General features: G+C 61.1%; 19 protein-coding genes. 17 read left to right on the plus strand and 2 right to left on the minus strand.

Annotated features, from left to right (window positions below):
- The first annotated feature begins 72 nt into the window (after positions 1-72).
- Entirely contained in the window at positions 73-621 is a 549-nt protein-coding gene (locus DevBK_RS16640; protein WP_061909415.1) for an AAA family ATPase, read from the plus strand.
- Here the strand turns inward: DevBK_RS16640 and DevBK_RS16645 are convergent.
- A complete protein-coding gene (locus DevBK_RS16645; RefSeq protein ID WP_061909413.1) occupies positions 605-1,387 on the minus strand; it encodes a GGDEF domain-containing protein in 783 nt (260 codons plus the stop codon). The two genes, DevBK_RS16640 and DevBK_RS16645, sit on opposite strands and share 17 nt — an antisense overlap.
- A gap of 42 nt (positions 1,388-1,429) precedes the next feature.
- A complete protein-coding gene (locus DevBK_RS16650; RefSeq protein WP_061909411.1) occupies positions 1,430-2,176 on the minus strand; it encodes a GGDEF domain-containing protein in 747 nt (248 codons plus the stop codon).
- A gap of 166 nt (positions 2,177-2,342) precedes the next feature.
- On the opposite strand from DevBK_RS16650, the gene ruvC reads away from it, so the two are divergent.
- The 16 genes from ruvC to ftsH all read left to right on the plus strand — a co-directional run bounded on the left by ruvC (position 2,343) and on the right by ftsH (position 16,429).
- Positions 2,343-2,849 carry a crossover junction endodeoxyribonuclease RuvC gene (gene ruvC / locus DevBK_RS16655; protein ID WP_061909410.1) on the plus strand — a complete coding sequence of 169 codons (507 nt, stop codon included), beginning with the start codon at positions 2,343-2,345 and terminating at the stop codon, positions 2,847-2,849.
- Positions 2,846-3,463: a Holliday junction branch migration protein RuvA gene (gene ruvA, locus DevBK_RS16660; RefSeq protein ID WP_317186248.1), complete on the plus strand. Its 618-nt coding sequence runs from the start codon at positions 2,846-2,848 to the stop codon at positions 3,461-3,463. Before ruvC ends, ruvA begins: the two co-directional genes overlap by 4 nt.
- A 60-nt stretch (positions 3,464-3,523) precedes the next feature.
- Positions 3,524-3,808 (plus strand): AbrB/MazE/SpoVT family DNA-binding domain-containing protein, encoded by a 285-nt coding sequence (locus DevBK_RS16665; protein WP_317186249.1) that lies wholly within the window; start codon positions 3,524-3,526, stop codon positions 3,806-3,808.
- Entirely contained in the window at positions 3,805-4,203 is a 399-nt protein-coding gene (locus DevBK_RS16670; RefSeq protein WP_317186250.1) for a PIN domain-containing protein, read from the plus strand. The genes DevBK_RS16665 and DevBK_RS16670 overlap by 4 nt, the downstream gene beginning before the upstream one ends.
- Complete coding sequence (gene ruvB, locus DevBK_RS16675) at positions 4,200-5,243, plus strand: Holliday junction branch migration DNA helicase RuvB (protein ID WP_061909402.1); 1,044 nt, start codon at positions 4,200-4,202, stop codon at positions 5,241-5,243. Before DevBK_RS16670 ends, ruvB begins: the two co-directional genes overlap by 4 nt.
- Positions 5,243-6,097 carry a metallophosphoesterase gene (locus DevBK_RS16680; RefSeq protein ID WP_317186251.1) on the plus strand — a complete coding sequence of 285 codons (855 nt, stop codon included), beginning with the start codon at positions 5,243-5,245 and terminating at the stop codon, positions 6,095-6,097. The genes ruvB and DevBK_RS16680 overlap by 1 nt, the downstream gene beginning before the upstream one ends.
- Positions 6,094-6,591 carry an NUDIX hydrolase gene (locus DevBK_RS16685; RefSeq protein ID WP_317186252.1) on the plus strand — a complete coding sequence of 166 codons (498 nt, stop codon included), beginning with the start codon at positions 6,094-6,096 and terminating at the stop codon, positions 6,589-6,591. Before DevBK_RS16680 ends, DevBK_RS16685 begins: the two co-directional genes overlap by 4 nt.
- A complete protein-coding gene (gene ybgC, locus DevBK_RS16690) occupies positions 6,588-6,986 on the plus strand; it encodes a tol-pal system-associated acyl-CoA thioesterase (RefSeq protein WP_317186253.1) in 399 nt (132 codons plus the stop codon). The genes DevBK_RS16685 and ybgC overlap by 4 nt, the downstream gene beginning before the upstream one ends.
- Before the next feature lie 197 nt (positions 6,987-7,183).
- On the plus strand, positions 7,184-7,885 hold the full coding sequence (gene tolQ, locus DevBK_RS16695) for a protein TolQ (RefSeq protein ID WP_061909789.1): 702 nt from the start codon (positions 7,184-7,186) through the stop codon (positions 7,883-7,885).
- A gap of 1 nt (position 7,886) precedes the next feature.
- Positions 7,887-8,327, plus strand: a complete 441-nt coding sequence (locus DevBK_RS16700) for an ExbD/TolR family protein (RefSeq protein ID WP_061909394.1) — start codon at positions 7,887-7,889, stop codon at positions 8,325-8,327.
- Positions 8,328-8,335: 8 nt separating this feature from the next.
- A complete protein-coding gene (locus DevBK_RS16705) occupies positions 8,336-9,553 on the plus strand; it encodes a hypothetical protein (protein WP_317186254.1) in 1,218 nt (405 codons plus the stop codon).
- A gap of 64 nt (positions 9,554-9,617) precedes the next feature.
- Positions 9,618-10,928, plus strand: a complete 1,311-nt coding sequence (gene tolB, locus DevBK_RS16710; protein ID WP_062629263.1) for a Tol-Pal system beta propeller repeat protein TolB — start codon at positions 9,618-9,620, stop codon at positions 10,926-10,928.
- 275 nt (positions 10,929-11,203) lie between these two features.
- Positions 11,204-11,704: a peptidoglycan-associated lipoprotein Pal gene (gene pal / locus DevBK_RS16715; RefSeq protein WP_061909390.1), complete on the plus strand. Its 501-nt coding sequence runs from the start codon at positions 11,204-11,206 to the stop codon at positions 11,702-11,704.
- A 250-nt stretch (positions 11,705-11,954) separates the two neighbouring features.
- A complete protein-coding gene (gene ybgF, locus DevBK_RS16720; protein ID WP_317186255.1) occupies positions 11,955-13,016 on the plus strand; it encodes a tol-pal system protein YbgF in 1,062 nt (353 codons plus the stop codon).
- The gene (gene tilS / locus DevBK_RS16725) at positions 13,001-14,275 is read left to right on the plus strand and encodes a tRNA lysidine(34) synthetase TilS (protein WP_317186256.1); all 1,275 of its coding nucleotides are present in this window, start codon (positions 13,001-13,003) and stop codon (positions 14,273-14,275) included. Before ybgF ends, tilS begins: the two co-directional genes overlap by 16 nt.
- 222 nt (positions 14,276-14,497) lie before the next feature.
- Positions 14,498-16,429 carry an ATP-dependent zinc metalloprotease FtsH gene (gene ftsH, locus DevBK_RS16730; RefSeq protein WP_061909384.1) on the plus strand — a complete coding sequence of 644 codons (1,932 nt, stop codon included), beginning with the start codon at positions 14,498-14,500 and terminating at the stop codon, positions 16,427-16,429.
- Positions 16,430-16,454 lie beyond the last annotated feature (25 nt).

Genomic DNA, 16,454 nt, shown 5'->3' on the forward strand with positions numbered 1-16,454 from the left:
CGGGTATGTCCCGGGCCTTTTTGCTTTGCCCGAGCCCGATGCTCTGCCATCTTTCCCATGGAGGACAAGCAGATGATCGTCATGCTCAACGGCTATCCCGGCGTCGGCAAGTTCACAATTGCCCAGGAACTGGCGCCGCTGATCGGCGCGCGGCTGCTCGACATCCACACGATCTACAATGTCGCTTTTGCCCTTACCGAATTCAAATCACCCGAATTCATCAAGGCGGTCGAAGACGTGGAAGCCATTGCATACGGTCTCGTCCGGAAGCTGCCTGCCAATGTGCCCGTAGTGATGACGACCGTTCTGGCCGGTCGCAGCGAGTGGGGCGATGCCGAATGGGAGCGGCTTCTCGCGCTCGGTCGCGAACGGCCACCATTCTGCATGGTGAATCTCAGTTGCACGCTCGACGAAAACATCCGCCGCATCCAGTCCGATGGTCGCGGCGCCAAGCGCAAACCGCGCGATGCTGAAATGGCGCGGCGTAATCAGAGCGAGGCCAAGCCGCTTCTTGGCAGTGACGTCGAGCTTTTTTTGGCGCTCGATGTCACCACCCTCGATCCAGCCGAAGCGGCAACACAAATTGCTGACTGGCTAAAAGGCGTCAGGCCGACTGCCTGAGATCGATTGGCGGGCTGTCATAGGCGTGCATGACGACGGCGCGATTGCGGCCGGAATGCTTGGCGCCATAGAGCCGCTGGTCGGCAATGCGGAAAAGATCGGTGAAACTCGCGGCACCGGCGAACACCGCTCCGCCGATGCTGACCGTCAACACATGCGGCTTGCCGCGCGGCGCAAAGTGAGCGAGTTGCACGCCGCGCCGGATGCGCTCGGCCATGCTCTCGGTTTCCTTTTGATCAAGGCCGGGGAGATAGACGCCGAATTCCTCCCCGCCCATGCGGCCAATGAGATCGCCAGGCTTAAGCACCGAACGGATAGCGCGCGAGAGAATGGCCAGGGCTTCATCGCCCGCGTCATGACCGTGGAGGTCGTTGATCGCCTTGAAATTATCGGCGTCGATGATGAGCAGGGCGCCAGCTAGAGGACCTTCGGCTTCGAGAAGCTGGGTTTCGACCTTGGCAGTGAAAGCCCCCCGATTGAGGCAAGAGGTCAGGCTATCGGTGCGGGCAACAAGGCCCAGCCGCCGGTTGATGACGGCCAGTGTTCGCAAGCGAAGCGAGAGATAAAGGAAAAGCGGCACGCCCAGCATGATGGGCAAAACGATGCCCGCCGTTATGCCGCGCCGTAGCGCTTCGTCGCCCATGTTGGAAAACACCACGGCATTATAGGTCACCGAGACGATAACGCAGGCCAGCGGGCCGAAGATCGTCCACTTGGCGATGCTCGACCAGCTATGCATGGAATGGACCGTGCGCGGTGACAACATGCTGGCAACCTTTTACTCGAAAGAGAGGAGGGGCGGCGTTAGTCAGGCAGCTTGCGGCAGGGCGACGCGATCGCGTCCCCACTGTTTGGCTTGGTAGAGAAACTGGTCGGCTTCGCGATAGAGGTCGCGAAAGCTCGTGGATTTGGCGTGGCTGCTGCCGCCGATGCTGACCGAAATCGGACAGGGCGTGCCATCGGGCATGAAGACGATATCGGCCATGGCTGCGCGGATGCGTCCGGCAACGACAGCTGCTGCATCGAGCCCCATTCGTGGCAGATAGACCCCGAACTCTTCGCCGCCGAGACGCCCTGCAATACCATCGCTGCCCGTTGCGGTGGCGAGCACTCCGGCAATCTCGATCAGCGCCTCGTCGCCTTTGTCATGGCCGAAGCGGTCGTTGATGGATTTGAAATGATCGACATCGAGGACCAGTAGCGTACCGGCGCCCTTCGATGACCCGCATTGCCGTTCGACCTTGAGGGTGAAAGCCCGGCGATTGAAAAGTCCCGTCAGCCCATCGACGCTCGCAAGGCGCATCAACTGGTCATTGGCAAAACGCAGCTTTTCGCCGCCGAGCGCAAAGATGAACGTCATCGGACCGCCGATGCAGATGGGCACGATGATGGCAATGAGGAGACCCGGCATGTTCACGCCGGCCGAAAACGTGCCCATGAACACGACGGTCGTGACGACGGACGCCGCGATCGATATGCCCAGAATGAGAAACGTCTTCCGGAAAATCCTCAGCCACGCTTGCCTTGGCAGCGTGGTCACCAGCCCCGTCATCATGCACAAATCGCCTCTGCGTCCCGCGAACAACCTAAGGCTCGGTTTGTGAATTCCCCGTTTCGTGTTTGGGTAAATTTTGAACTATCCACCTGATTGATGCGCTGGCAGTTTCTGTTTTGTTCACTTTGGACTTGGTAGGGTGCACGAAACTGCTAGAAGGGCATCCATGAGCAAATCCGTGCGAATCATCGGCATCGATCCAGGCCTCCGGCGCTGTGGCTGGGGCATTGTCGATGCGCTCGATAATCGCCTGAGCTTTGTTGCGGCCGGAACGGTCACTCCGCCGATCGACGGCATGCTCGCGGACCGCCTTGCCCTATTGGCGGCAGGGCTCAAGGAAGTCCTTGTTCAGTTTGACCCGATCGAAGCCGCCGTCGAAGAAACCTTCGTCAATGCTGGGCCGCGCTCGGCGCTGATCCTTGGCCAAGCGCGCGGTGTGGCGCTGGTGACACCAGCGCAGAGCGGGCTCTATGTTGCCGAATATGCCACCAACCTCGTCAAGAAGTCGGTGGTCGGCACAGGCCATGCCGACAAGAAGCAGGTGGAGCTGATGGTTCGGACCTTGCTGCCGACGGCGCAATTCAAGGGCGCTGACGCAGCCGACGCGCTCGCCGTCGCCATTTGCCACGCACATCACCGGGTGTCGGCCCGCCGCATGGGAGCTCTTTTATGATCGGCAAGCTCAAGGGGCTCGTTGACAGCTTTGGCGACGACTGGGTTCTTATTGATTGCGGCGGCGTGTGCTACGAAGTGCACTGCTCAACGCGCACGCTGCAATCCCTGCCGCGCGTCGGTGAATCTGCCGTGGTCTTCATCGAGACAATCCTCCGCGAAGACCTGATCCGGCTTTTCGGCTTCGCTTCGGAAGCGGAAAAATCTTGGTTTCTGCTGCTCACCACAGTGCAGGGCGTCGGCGCCCGCGTCGCGCTCGCCATCCTCTCGGTGCTGTCGCCATCAGAACTCTCGAGCGCCATCGCTTTGCAGGATAAGGCCATGGTCGGTCGCGCCAATGGTGTCGGCCCCAAACTCGCAGTGCGTATCGTCACCGAGCTCAGGGGCAAGGTCCCCGCTCTCGGCGGCATCGATGCGGGTACGCTCGGTCTCCAGACCGCGCTCGGCGAAGGCGTGGCGAAATCCAATGTCGCCGACGCCGTATCCGCCTTGACCAATCTCGGCTATTCCAGCGCCCAGGCGTCAGCCGCGCTCGCCCGCGTGGTGGCGAAAGAGGGCGAGGACGCGGCGACGGAAAAGCTCATTCGGCTGGGTTTGCGGGAATTGAGCCAGTAATCCTTGTTCAAGACGCAATTCCTTACTATTCTTAAATTGTAAGGAATTTGGAGCATTCAGATGGGCGTTCAGCAGAGGTTGGTGGGCCGGTCGGTGGTTACCAGCAAAGGTCAGACGACGATCCCCAAATCCCTTCGCGATGCCGTCGGCATCAAAGACGGCACGCCTCTAACCTGGATTTTGGAGAATGGCGCAATTCGCGTGGTGGCCAAAACTCTCAATGCCGCCGATCTCGCGGGTTTTCTTGGACCGCCGCCGAGCGGCGTGCATCTAACTATTGAAGAAATGGACGAGGCGATCGCCGAAGCCGTTGTGGAGCGCTTCGAACGGGCCACGAAACGGTGATCGCCCTCGATACGAATATTTTGATCCGCCTCCTGGTTAATGACGACAAGGCGCAAGCGGCTTTGGCGGAACAATTCATTCGTCGCCACACAGCCGAAGATCCAGTTTTCGTCGGGCGTGAAGTCATTCTCGAACTCATCTGGTTACTCATGTCGCGCTATAGGTATCCGCTGGAGGCCGTCCGCCAGGCTTTGGACAGATTGTTCATGAGTGCAAATTTGGCAATCGAGGAAGAAGACGCCATCAAGACCGCGTTGTATCTCGCTGAGCGAACTGGAGCAGATATTGCCGACGCCATCATCGCCACAATCGCCCTGCAACGCGACTGCACGCAGATAGTGACCTTCGACAAAGACGCCGCCAAGCGCATACCCGGAATGGAACTTCTCGCGTGACCGATCTTACGTCTCCCGCTGCCGAGCGCGATGGTTCGCTGGATGTCGCCCTGCGCCCGTCCGGCTTTTCCGATTTTGTCGGTCAGGCCGATGCGCGAGCCAATCTTGAAGTGTTTATCGAGGCGGCGAAGAAACGCGGTGCGGCACTCGATCATGTGCTTTTTGTCGGCCCGCCAGGGCTCGGCAAAACGACGCTTGCACAGATCATCGCCAAGGAGTTGGGCGTCGGTTTTCGCGCCACATCCGGCCCGGTCATTGCCAAGGCTGGCGATCTCGCTGCGCTCCTGACCAATCTCGAAGAGCGCGACGTTCTTTTCATCGACGAAATCCATCGCCTCAATCCGGCAATCGAAGAAGTCCTCTATCCCGCGATGGAAGATTTCCAGCTCGATCTCATCATTGGCGAAGGTCCGGCCGCGCGCTCGGTGCGAATCGATCTCGCCAAGTTCACCCTGGTCGGCGCCACCACCCGCGCCGGACTTCTGACCACGCCGCTGCGCGATCGTTTCGGCATTCCCGTGCGGCTCAATTTCTATACGCCGCAAGAGCTGGTCAAAATCGTCACCCGTGGCGCCCGGCTCATGGGCACGCCCATGTCCGCTGATGGCGCGCTCGAAATCGCCCGCCGGTCGCGCGGCACGCCCCGTATTGCCGGACGCCTCCTGCGCCGTGTCATCGATTTTGCGTTGGTCGAGGGCGCGCCCGAGGTCAACAGTACGCTCGCAGACAAGGCATTGTTGCGTCTCGATGTCGATGCGCGTGGCCTCGATCAACTAGACCGGCGCTATCTCAACACCATCGTCGACTTTTACGGCGGCGGCCCCGTCGGCATCGAGACCATCGCCGCTGCCCTCAGCGAGCCGCGCGATGCGATCGAGGAAATCGTCGAGCCCTATCTCCTTCAGCAAGGTTTTATTCAGCGCACGCCGCGCGGCCGCATGCTGACGGCCATCGCTTTCCAGCATCTCGGCAAATCGGTGCCGCAGGGTTTTGTCGGCATGCAGCAAAGTCTTTTCGAGGAACCCGAGGGCGAGGCCTGATGGTCGCGCTTCTGAGGCGCATTTTTCACGCCTTCGGCGCCCATAGCTGGATCGGCGAGCCAGGCCTCGTCGTGCGGCACTATGCGCCCAAGCCGCGGAATTGGCCGCAAGATCTGACACTCCGCATCGCCATGCTCAGCGATTTTCATATCGCCGAGCCATGGACGGGCTTGGATGCGCTTGAAACCATCGTCGAAAAAACCAACGCAATCCAACCCGACATCGTCCTCCTAGTCGGCGATTTCGAAGAAGGGCCGCGCTTCAGCCGTCACCTCCCGCCCTCCGATTGGGCGCCGGTCCTTGCCAAGCTAAAATCGCCGCTCGGCACCTTTGCGGTCCTCGGCAATCACGATTATCCGCGCATCGCCCGCAAGCGCCATCGAGCCCTGCCATCTCCAGCGGCAATGGGCGCGCTCGAGGCGGTGGGGATCAGGACGTTGATCAACGAAGCTATTCCGCTGCAATGGAATGCGAAAACCTTTTGGCTCCTGGGCCTCGGCGACCAGATCGCTGAATTCGAGGACGGACAATCGCTCGCCGATCTCGATCGCACCCTGTCGCAAATGACCCATGACGCGCCTGCCATCCTCATGGCCCACGAGCCCGACATTTTCCCCGAAGTCCCAGATCGGGTCAGCCTGACCCTCTCGGGCCATGTCCATCGTGGCCAGATTCGGTTCTTTGGTTATGCGCCCGTCGTACCCTCGAAATATGGTCGCCGCTACCTCCATGGCCATATTGTCGAGACCGGTCGCCACCTCGTTGTCGGCGGGGGCCTTGGCCATTCCGGCGTGCCGCTGCGCTTCGATGCGCCGCCGGAAATCGTCCTTATCGAACTTGGAGGTCCAGCGTGACCGCGCGCCATGTCCTGAGCTTTCCCATGAAGGAAGGCCGCTTCAATTTTCGCGTTGCGGGCATCATCATAGCAGAAGGCTATGTGCTCATCTGCCGCGAAGACGAGGATGATTATTCCATGCTGCCCGGCGGTCGTGTCGAACTGGGCGAGGATAGCCGCCTCAGCCTTACCCGCGAAATTGCCGAAGAGCTCGCCATGCCGGCCGAAGTGGGCCCGATGATCGCCACCTCGGAAAGTTTTTATAGCCGCGAGGGCGAGGATTTTCATGAGCTCGGCTTTTTCTATGTCGTGACATTGCCAGGGCAGGGGCCCAACGGTACGTCACCCTGGCTCGAACGTCAGGACGAGGGGCACGATCTGCAGTTTCACTGGGTGCCTCTGGAGGGCGATGAACTCGAAAAGTTCAACCTTCTGCCGCGCTGGCTCCCTGATTTCCTTCGAGACCTACCGACCGAATTGGATCACATCGTCTACGATGAGCGCGACGCGTGACCCCGCATCGCTTTCCCATTCGCATCTATTACGAAGACACCGATTTTTCGGGAAACGTCTATCACGCCGCCTATCTCAAATTCTTCGAGCGCGGCCGCACCGAATTCTTGCGCGATCTCGGCATTCACCACAGCGCGCTGATGGAGCAGGGCCTTGCCTTTGCCGTGCGGCATATGGAAATCGACTTCATCGCCGCCGCCCGCATCGATGATCTGCTCACCGTCGAAACGCGCATTGCCGACGCTACGGGCGTGCGTCTTGTGCTCGAACAGACACTTCTCCGTGACCAAATCGTGCTGACTTCGGCGCGTGTGACCGTCGTTTCTATCAAGATGAGCGGCGGCCCCGCACGCTTGCCGGCATCCCTGCGCGCCCGGCTCATGGGCGAAAGCTGACGCGATGCCACCGGCGGAGTCGCTTTTTTAACCTCTTGGTCACCATAATCGAGTCAAAGGGACCATTGCGTTGTGGTGCGGACCGAAAGGCCCGGATTGCAAAGCATTTCTCTTAATTTTGACAGATTCCGCCCCCATCGCACCCAGCATGGGGTCGGGCACTTGGGCCGGGCCAAAAGGATCACTTCATGGAAGCCATGGATGCAGTAGGAGCGGCCGCTCCGCATGCCGACCTGTCCATTTGGGGGCTGTTCTGGGCGGCGGATTTCGTCGTCAAGTCGGTCATGCTCGGCCTGCTCGGCGCTTCCGTCTGGTGCTGGGCCATCATCGTGGACAAGTCCATCGCCTATCGCCGCGTCGCCTCTGAGATGAATAATTTCGAAAAGACCTTCTGGTCGGGCCAGTCGCTCGAAGAACTTTACAAGCAGCAGTCCGAGAAATCCTCGGGTGGCATGGGCGCGGTGTTCGTTGCCGCCATGAAGGAATGGAAGCGCAGCCACGAGCAGAACGCGGCAAGTTTCGTCGGCATGCAGCAGCGCCTCGATAAGGTGCTCGATGTCGCCATCTCCCGCGAAAGCGAGTTCCTGGAAAAGCGCTTGGGCTTCCTCGCCACTGTCGGCTCCGCCGGTCCCTTCATCGGGCTCTTCGGCACCGTCTGGGGCATCATGAACGCCTTCACCAATATCGCGGCCTCGTCCTCGACCAATCTCGCGGTGGTCGCCGGCCCGATCGCCGAAGCGCTGTTTGCGACTGCCATCGGCCTCGTCGCCGCTATTCCTGCCGTTATCGCCTATAACAAGCTCTCTGCCGATGCCGGCAAGATGATCGGCCGCCTCGAAGGCTTTGCCGACGAGTTCTCGACTATCCTGAGCCGCCAGCTCGAAGCCCGGAGCCGCTGATATGGGCATGGGTGTATCAGGCGGTGGAGGCGGGGGTGGCGGACGCCGCCGTCGTGGTCGCCGGAAAGCGGTGATGAGCGAAATCAACATCACGCCGATGGTCGACGTGATGCTGGTGCTGCTGATCATCTTCATGGTCGCCGCGCCGATGATGACGGCCGGCGTGCCTGTCGACGTGCCGCAATCGGCTGCAGCCGATATGCCGAGCCAGACCCAGCCGGTCACGGTCGCCGTCACGCCTGAGGGCGCGATCTTTGTCGATGAAACTCCGGTCACCGAAGCCGATCTCGTCACGACCGTTTCCGGCCTCGCCACGCCCGAAGACCGCATCTTCCTCCGCGGCGATACCACGGCCAATTATGGCAGCGTGATGCGCGTCATGGGGCTTCTCTCGGCTGCCGGCTATGCCAAGATCGGTCTTGTCACCGAGCGTGGGCAATAGGACCGCCGATGCCGATGCGGATGGGCGTCATTGTTTCGGTTTCAGCCCACGTGCTGCTGATCGTGCTTGGTCTGATCAATCTGGGATCGACCGAGCCGCTGACGCCTGTCGAGTCTTCAATTGCGGTCGATCTCGTACCAATCGACGATTTTAACAATATCCGCCGCGGCCAGCTCGATAGCACCGTCGTCGAAACCGATACGCCTTCAATTGCGGAAAGCGATCAGCCTGCCGAGCTGGCTCAGCCCACCGGCAATACCGAACAAGATCAGCCGACCCCGTCGCCTGCCGATGTGCCGACGCCACGTCCGGTGACGCAGACCGCGCCCGCGCCAGAACCTGCTCCACAGCCCGAACCGACGCCGGAGCCGGCGCCTGAGCCCGAGCCGGCCCCAACGCCGGAACCCGCCCCAACCCCTGAGCCGCCGCCAGAGCCGACACTAACGCCGCCCACACCAACGCCGCCTGTTCCGCAAACGCGGCCGCAACCAGCGCCGACGCCAGAGCCAACCCCAGCGCCAGAACCGACGCCGGAGCCGACCCCGGAACCAGCTCCGACGCCGGAGCCGACACCTGAGCCAACGCCGGAACCCGCCCCGACGCCAGAACCCACAACACCTTCTGTTGCTGCGCCGACCCCGGCTGCGCGCCCGAGCAATCTTGCCCAGTTGCGCCAGCAATTCGCTGCCGCCGAAGCCGAGCGCAAGAAGCGCGAGGAAGAAGAGCGCCAGCGCCAGGCTGCAGCGCAGGCCGCGCAGAACCAGTCCCAGGCGCAGGCCGAGGCTCCGCGGCCGTCGCCGCCTGGCCCGACCGCACTTGATTCAAGCTTGGCCGACGACATCAGCGCCATCATCAACAATGCGCCATCGACCGGCGGCACGACCGGGCAGGGCGGTTCGCCGACGCTTGGCGACACCACTGGCACGTCGGCGACTCTCAGCCAGACCGAAATATCTGGCGTTCAGGCGCGCATAAAAAAATACTGGAACCTCCTGCCGAGCGATTTCAACAGCGGTCTGACCGTGGTCGTCCGGTTGAACCTCAACCGCGATGGATCGTTGAACGGTATTCCGCAGATCATCTCTTCCGACCCGTCGCCGCAGGGCCAGCAAATTGCGCGCGCCGCCCAGCGTGCGGTGGTGGCAGCCAGCCAGGATGGACCTTTTAACTTGTCGCCGGACGCCTTTGGCCAATGGCAAAATCTAGAACTTGAACTCAGACCCTGACCTTGAATTTGCCTAGGTGCTGGCCACAATTCGGCCCAAGGCGAAATTGGAGACATTCCTCATCATGACGCTTGTGACCCGTCGTTCTGCCCTCAAGCTTGGCTTAGCCGGTGGCGCCTTGTTGGCAACTTCCCCCATGGCCATGGCCCAGCTGCGCATCGTCGTGGAAGGCGCCAATTTCCAGCCCTTGCCAATCGCGATCCCCGATTTTGCCTCGTCTGATCCGACGTTCGGGCGTGAGATCGCCGATATCGTGCGCAACAATCTGCGCCGTTCGGGCCTGTTCCTCCCGCTTGATCCGGCTTCGCTGCCGGTGCAGGTGGGTGATGTCAACGGCACGCCCGATTTCAACATCTGGCGCACCGCCAATGTTGATGCCCTCGTCATGGGCTCGGTCGAGCGCGGCGGACAGATTTCTTCCTCCGTCCGTGTCTGGGATACCCGGCAAGCCGCACAGGTTGTCGGCAAGAGCTATAATACCGATCCCAATTCGGCCCGCCGCGTTGGTCATATCGTCTCGGACGCCATCTATGAGCAGCTCGCCGGCGGTTCGGGCTATTTCGATACGCGCGTCATCTACGTTGCTGAAAGTGGTCCCAAGGCCAACCGCACGCGTCGCCTCGCGATCATGGATCAGGACGGCGCCAATATGCAGTACCTGACGGATGGCTCGTCCATGGCGCTGACGCCGCGCTTTGCGCCCAATGGCGATCTCGTCACCTATATGAACTTTGCCGATGGCAATCCGCAGGTCTATCTGCTGCAGCTCTCTTCGGGCCAGCAGCAGCGTCTCGCCAATGTCGGCGCCATGACCTTTGCTCCGCGCTTCTCGCCCGATGGCGGCACGGTTGTGTTCTCGGTCGAACAGTCCGGCGCGACCAATATCTATTCGGTCGGCACCGGCGGCGGCGCGCCGTCGCAGCTCACCTCGGGCTCGGCCATCGATACCGGCCCGTCCTTCTCGCCCGATGGCAGCCGCATCGTCTTTGAAAGCGACCGCGGTGGCTCGCCCCAGATCTATATGATGGGTGCAGGCGGCGGTAACGCGCAGCGCGTCAGCTTTGGCCAGGGCAGCTATTCGACCCCCGTCTGGTCCCCCAAGGGCGACCTCATCGCCTACACCCGCCAGTCCGGCGGCCAGTTCCATATCGGCATCATGGCGCCCGATGGCTCGGGCGAGCGTCTGCTCTATTCTAGCTTCCATGCCGAAGGCCCAACCTGGGCGCCCAATGGCCGCGTCATCATGTTCTTCCAGGATCCGGGCGGCAACGATGGTCCGCGCTTGATGAGCGTCGATATCTGGGGCCGCAACCCCCAGACGATTTCGACCGATACCTACGCGTCAGATCCATCTTGGTCAGGTCTCCGCGCTTAGAAGGCAAACACGACATTGCGTTTGTTTGCAAAGAGGCCGTGCGCACAGGCGCCGGCCTCTTTTTCTTGGGCGTTAAGCTGCTGAAATGCTTGCCACTTAACCTTAACGTGATGGCGCTCTCCACCTGTGCCTATTTGGCAACGCCACGAAAAAGCCCGGATTTCCGCCACATTCGCGCCGCGATAGGCAAAGATTAACCATCTTAGCGAACCCGGCTTTAAGATTAAGCGCGGTAAATGCTGCCCTTAAGATTGTTGCCTTTTCTGGAGCTACCCGTGGCCATTCCCGCACCCATTTCGACCGCGTTGCGCGCTGCCGCGATGCTGTTTTTCGTCGTCGTCGTCGCCGCCTGTTCGCGCAGTTCCAATGATGCCGTCGGCCTGACAGGCGCCGGCAATCTCGGCCCGGGTGGCGGTGCCCCCGGCAGCCAGCAGGAATTCATCGTCACCGTTGGTGACCGCGTCTTCTTCGAAACCGATTCCAGCTCGCTGACATCGGAAGCCATGTCGACCCTCGACAAGCAGGCTGCCTGGCTCAACCAGTACCAGAACTATCGTATCCTGATCGAAGGCCATGCCGACGAACGTGGTACCCGCGAATACAACATCGCTCTCGGCGCTCGCCGCGCCAATGTCGTCGTGAACTATCTCGTCTCCAAGGGCGTGAATGGTCAGCGCATCACCAACCAGTCCTTCGGCAAGGAACGTCCGGTTGCGATCTGTAACGACATCTCCTGCTGGAGCCAGAACCGCCGCGCCGTGACGGTCGTCCAGTAAGAAGCAGCAATCCAGTCCTAAAAAACTGGAGGCAATGAGCGCCCGGCGCCACGAAAGTGGGCCGGGCGTTTTCTTTTGACCAAAATTGGCCTTTATCGAGAGGCCAATGATACCCATCTACGAAAGCGTCAGCCCGGACCTAGGCGTCGGAGCGGCACTTCGCAGAAAACGGATAGCTGAAGCGCAATAGGCTGATCGAAACGATAGCGACGCGCTTTAGGCTAGGCAAAGACGGTTACGGAGAGACGGCTTGAAGCTGGGAACATTGAACAGAAGAGCGCGCGCGGGATTAATCGCCGTAGCGATGGGCCTTGGGATTTATGCGCCGGCCAATGCGCAGACTACGATCCTGCCCGGAGAATTGGGTGGCTTGAGCTACAACAATACCCAGCCCGATCGCATGCTGGTGGCCCAGGCCGATACCGCTCAGGTCCTGGTGCGTATCCAGCAGCTTGAAGAGCAGATCCGCTCGCTCAATGGCCAGGTCGAAGGCCTGACGTTCCAGCTCACCCAGATGCAGGAACTCGTCAACCGCATGCAGGAAGACAACGAATTCCGCTTCCAGCAATTGGAAGGTGGTGCTGGGGGAAAAACTGAAGCGGCGACCCAACCTGGTGGCGTGACGCCGCCCGAGGCGTCGCCGCAGACTCAGACCCAGCCCCAGATCCAGATCGAGCCCGCTACGCCAACCGGTGAAGATACGGTGCCACTGACGCAGATCCCCGAGCAGGGCGTGCGTCCTCTCCCGGGTGAAGCCGAGTTCGATCCGACCTTCAACGATTCCTCTGCCGCACCGATGGATGATCTGGGAAATTCCGGCGATCCACTAGTGGGCACCGGCGCGACAGGCGCTGTCGATCTTGCGACCGGCCAACCGCTCGATCTCACCTATAATCCCAGCATCGTTTCGACGGGCGACGCCGATGCCGACGCGCAGTTCGCGGCGGGCTATGAAGCCATGGCTTCCAAAGACTATGCCTTTGCCGCTGATCAGTTCACCCAGTTCGTCTCGCTCTATCCCGATAATCCGCAGGTCACCGAGGCGTCCAATTGGCTCGGTGAAGCGCTGATTCAGGAAGGGTCCTACGATCAGGCCGCCGAGGTCTTGCTCGATGCCTTCCAGAAGCAGCCGGACAATCCGCGCGCTCGCGACATCCTTCTCAAACTCGGGGTCGCCCTCTCCGGCGCTGGCGAGCGCGAAACCGCCTGCCGCACCTTTGCCGAGGTCGACAAGCGCTATACCGATCTGACCCCGGCTTTCGTCACGCGGCTCGCCGAGGAGAAAGCCAAGGCCGAATGTCCGCCAGCCTGACCCCGGACCTTTCCGATCCCACAACCCTGACCAGCCTCTTCTCGCCCCTTGCGAGCGAGGCTGGCGTGGGGCTGGCGGTCTCCGGCGGCCCCGATAGCCTCGCGCTCATGCTGCTCGTCAAGCGCTGGGCCGACATGCTGGCCACCCCGCCAAAGCTCGTGGTCTACAGCCTTGATCATGGCCTCAGGCCCGAAGCAGCCGACGAAGTCGTCATGGTCGGCGAAGAGGCTAAACGCCTGGGCCTCAATTTTCGCGGCCTCAAATGGGCCGATGAGCATCCCGAAACCGGTATCCAGGAAGCCGCGCGGCAAGCGCGCTATCGGCTGATCGGCGAGGCCATGGCCGAGGACGGAATCTCGCTCCTCGTCACGGCTCATCACCGCGCCGATCAGGCCGAAACCATTTTGATGCGCCTCGCCCATGGCAGTGGGCTCGATGGTCTCAAGGGCATGGTGCGCCTCGCCGAAGTCGAAGGCGTGCGCGTTTTCCGCCCGCTTCTCGATGTCGAACCCGCTGCCCTTGTCGCCATTGTCGACGAAGCCGGGCTCACGGCCGTTCACGACCCGTCCAACGATGATGAGGATTACGAGCGCATCCGCTGGCGCCGGCTCCTTCCCGCCCTCGCCAAGGAAGGGCTCGACGGCGCCTCTTTATCGCGCTTTGCCGCTCGCATGGCCGAGGCTGACGCCGCGCTCAGCAATCTCGCCGATGCCGCCTTTGCCGAACTTGTCGGCTTCGATGGCTTTGGCGCAGCGACGCTCCCCCTTGCCGCGCTCTCGCAGCTCGGCCCCGCCACCGGCCGTCGTGTTTTAAGCCGCATCCTGACCGTCGTCGGCGGCCGCCAAAAGCCGCGCGCCCTTGGCCAGGTCGAGCGGCTCTTCGACCAGATCGCGACCGACACCCTATCCAAGGGCACGACGCTTCTGGGCACGGTCATTCGGGTGAAAGATGAAAAACTCGTCGTCGCGCGCGAGCCGGGCAGGGCGCTGCCGAGCGACATCCTCCTCCCACCGGGCGAAACCCTGGTGTGGGACGATCGTTTCGCCATTTTCAATCGTTCGAGCGAAACCAGCCTTATCGCTGCTGCGACAGACTTCTTCCCCCGTCATCGGCTCGAAGAAGTGCTCGGCTTCAAGGTGACCACCCCGGCCGAAGCCATCCGTACAGCGCCCATCGTGCGCGATGCAGAGGGCGCCGTGCTCTCCCTCGGCGGCTGGTCGTTCGACGAGCGCGTCGAGGTGACGGTGATCACCGACTGATCCGCCACGGCGCGGGTGCCAAGCCTCCTATGATCCAATAGTTGTTTTGGCACTTTGCGAGCGGAACCTGCGCAAGCCACACCCCGTTAACCTCGTCGCGACAATATGACTGGACGTATAGGGGCGTAGGCCGCAGGTCTTGCCCTTGTAACGCCCCAATGGGGGCCTTACATTCGGCCCAATGCTGCCGCTTCGCGCGCTGCCTCCCCCGGGACAGGATTGATGAACGGAAATTTCCGCAACTTTGCCATCTGGCTAGTCATACTTTTTATGCTGATGGGCCTGTTCCAGGTCTTTCAGTCGTCTACGCGCACCATGTCAGTGGGCGAAAAGACCTATAGCCAGTTTATAAGCGATGTCGCCGCCGGCCGCGTCTCGAGCGTGACGATCACCGACGATGTCGTTTCCGGCGTGCTCAATGACAGCACCCGTTTCGAAACGGTCATCCCGGCCGGTGCCGATATTATTTCGCGCCTCGAAGCGGAAAACGTCTCGATCACTGCACGCGCTCCGGAATCGAGCCCGTTCTGGTCGATCCTCTTGTCGTCCTGGCTCCCGTTCATCGTCATCATCGGCGTGTGGTTCTTCTTCATACGCCAGATGCAGGGCGGCGGTCGTGGCGGCGCCATGGGCTTTGGCAAGTCGCGCGCCAAGCTTCTGACGGAAACGCAGGGCAAGATCACCTTCGAGGACGTTGCTGGCGTCGATGAAGCCAAGCAGGACCTCGAGGAAATCGTCGAATTCCTCCGCGATCCCGGCAAATTCCAGCGTCTTGGCGGCAAGATCCCGCGCGGCGTGCTGCTTGTGGGCCCTCCGGGTACCGGTAAGACGCTTCTCGCCCGCTCGGTTGCCGGCGAAGCCAATGTGCCGTTCTTCACCATTTCCGGTTCTGACTTCGTTGAAATGTTCGTCGGTGTGGGCGCCAGCCGTGTCCGCGACATGTTCGAACAGGCCAAGAAGAATGCCCCGTGCATCATCTTCATCGACGAAATCGACGCCGTCGGTCGCCAGCGTGGCGCCGGTCTTGGCGGCGGTAATGACGAACGCGAACAGACGCTCAACCAGCTCCTCGTCGAGATGGATGGCTTTGAAGCCAATGAAGGCATCATCCTGATCGCCGCGACCAACCGTCCCGACGTTCTCGATCCCGCGCTTTTGCGTCCGGGCCGTTTCGACCGTCAGGTCGTTGTGCCTAACCCCGATGTGTCGGGCCGCGAAAAGGTGCTCAAGGTCCACGTCCGCAAGGTGCCGCTGGCTCCGGACGTCGATTTGAAGGTTCTGGCTCGTGGTACGCCTGGTTTCTCGGGTGCGGACCTGATGAACCTCGTCAACGAAGCTGCCCTGATGGCCGCGCGCAAGAACAAGCGTTTTGTGACTCATCAGGAATTCGAAGACGCCAAGGACAAGATCATGATGGGCGCGGAGCGCCGCACCATGGCCATGACCGATGACGAAAAGAAGCTGACCGCCTATCACGAAGCTGGCCACGCCATCATCGCGCTCAAGGTTGCTGGCATCGATCCGATCCACAAGGCCACCATCATCCCGCGCGGTCGCGCACTGGGCATGGTGATGACCTTGCCTGAGAACGACACCTATTCGTTCAGCCGTGAAAAAGCTCTTGCTCGCCTCACCATGCTTTTCGGTGGTCGCGAAGCCGAGATCATCAAGTTTGGTCCGGCCAAGGTCACCTCGGGCGCATCAGGCGATATCCAGATGGCAACCAGCCTTGCCCGCTCCATGGTCATGGAATGGGGCATGAGCGAGCGTCTTGGTCGCGTACGGTACAAGTCGAACGACCAGGAAGTCTTCCTTGGTCACTCGGTGACCCAGTCCAACAATATGTCGGACGAGACCGCCAAGCTGATCGACGAAGAAGTGCGCAAGCTTATCGAAGATGGTGAAGCATCCGCTCGTGATATTCTGACCACTTACAACGACCAGTGGGAAGCGATCGCACAGGCTCTCCTCGAGTTCGAAACCCTGACCGGCGACGAACTGCGCGCCCTGATGGATGGCAAGCAGCCGGTGCGTCCAGATGACAATGGTCCATCTACGCCAAAGGCAACCGGCGTGCCGACTGCTGGCAAGTCCGGCAAGAAGCGCCCAGACTCCCCGCCTGAGCCAGGCATGGAGCCCCAGCCGGAAAGCTGAGGCAAAAATTGAAAGGGCCACCTGC

The sequence above is a fragment of the Devosia sp. BK genome, from assembly GCF_032907385.1.
In the GTDB taxonomy this organism is placed as follows: domain Bacteria; phylum Pseudomonadota; class Alphaproteobacteria; order Rhizobiales; family Devosiaceae; genus Devosia.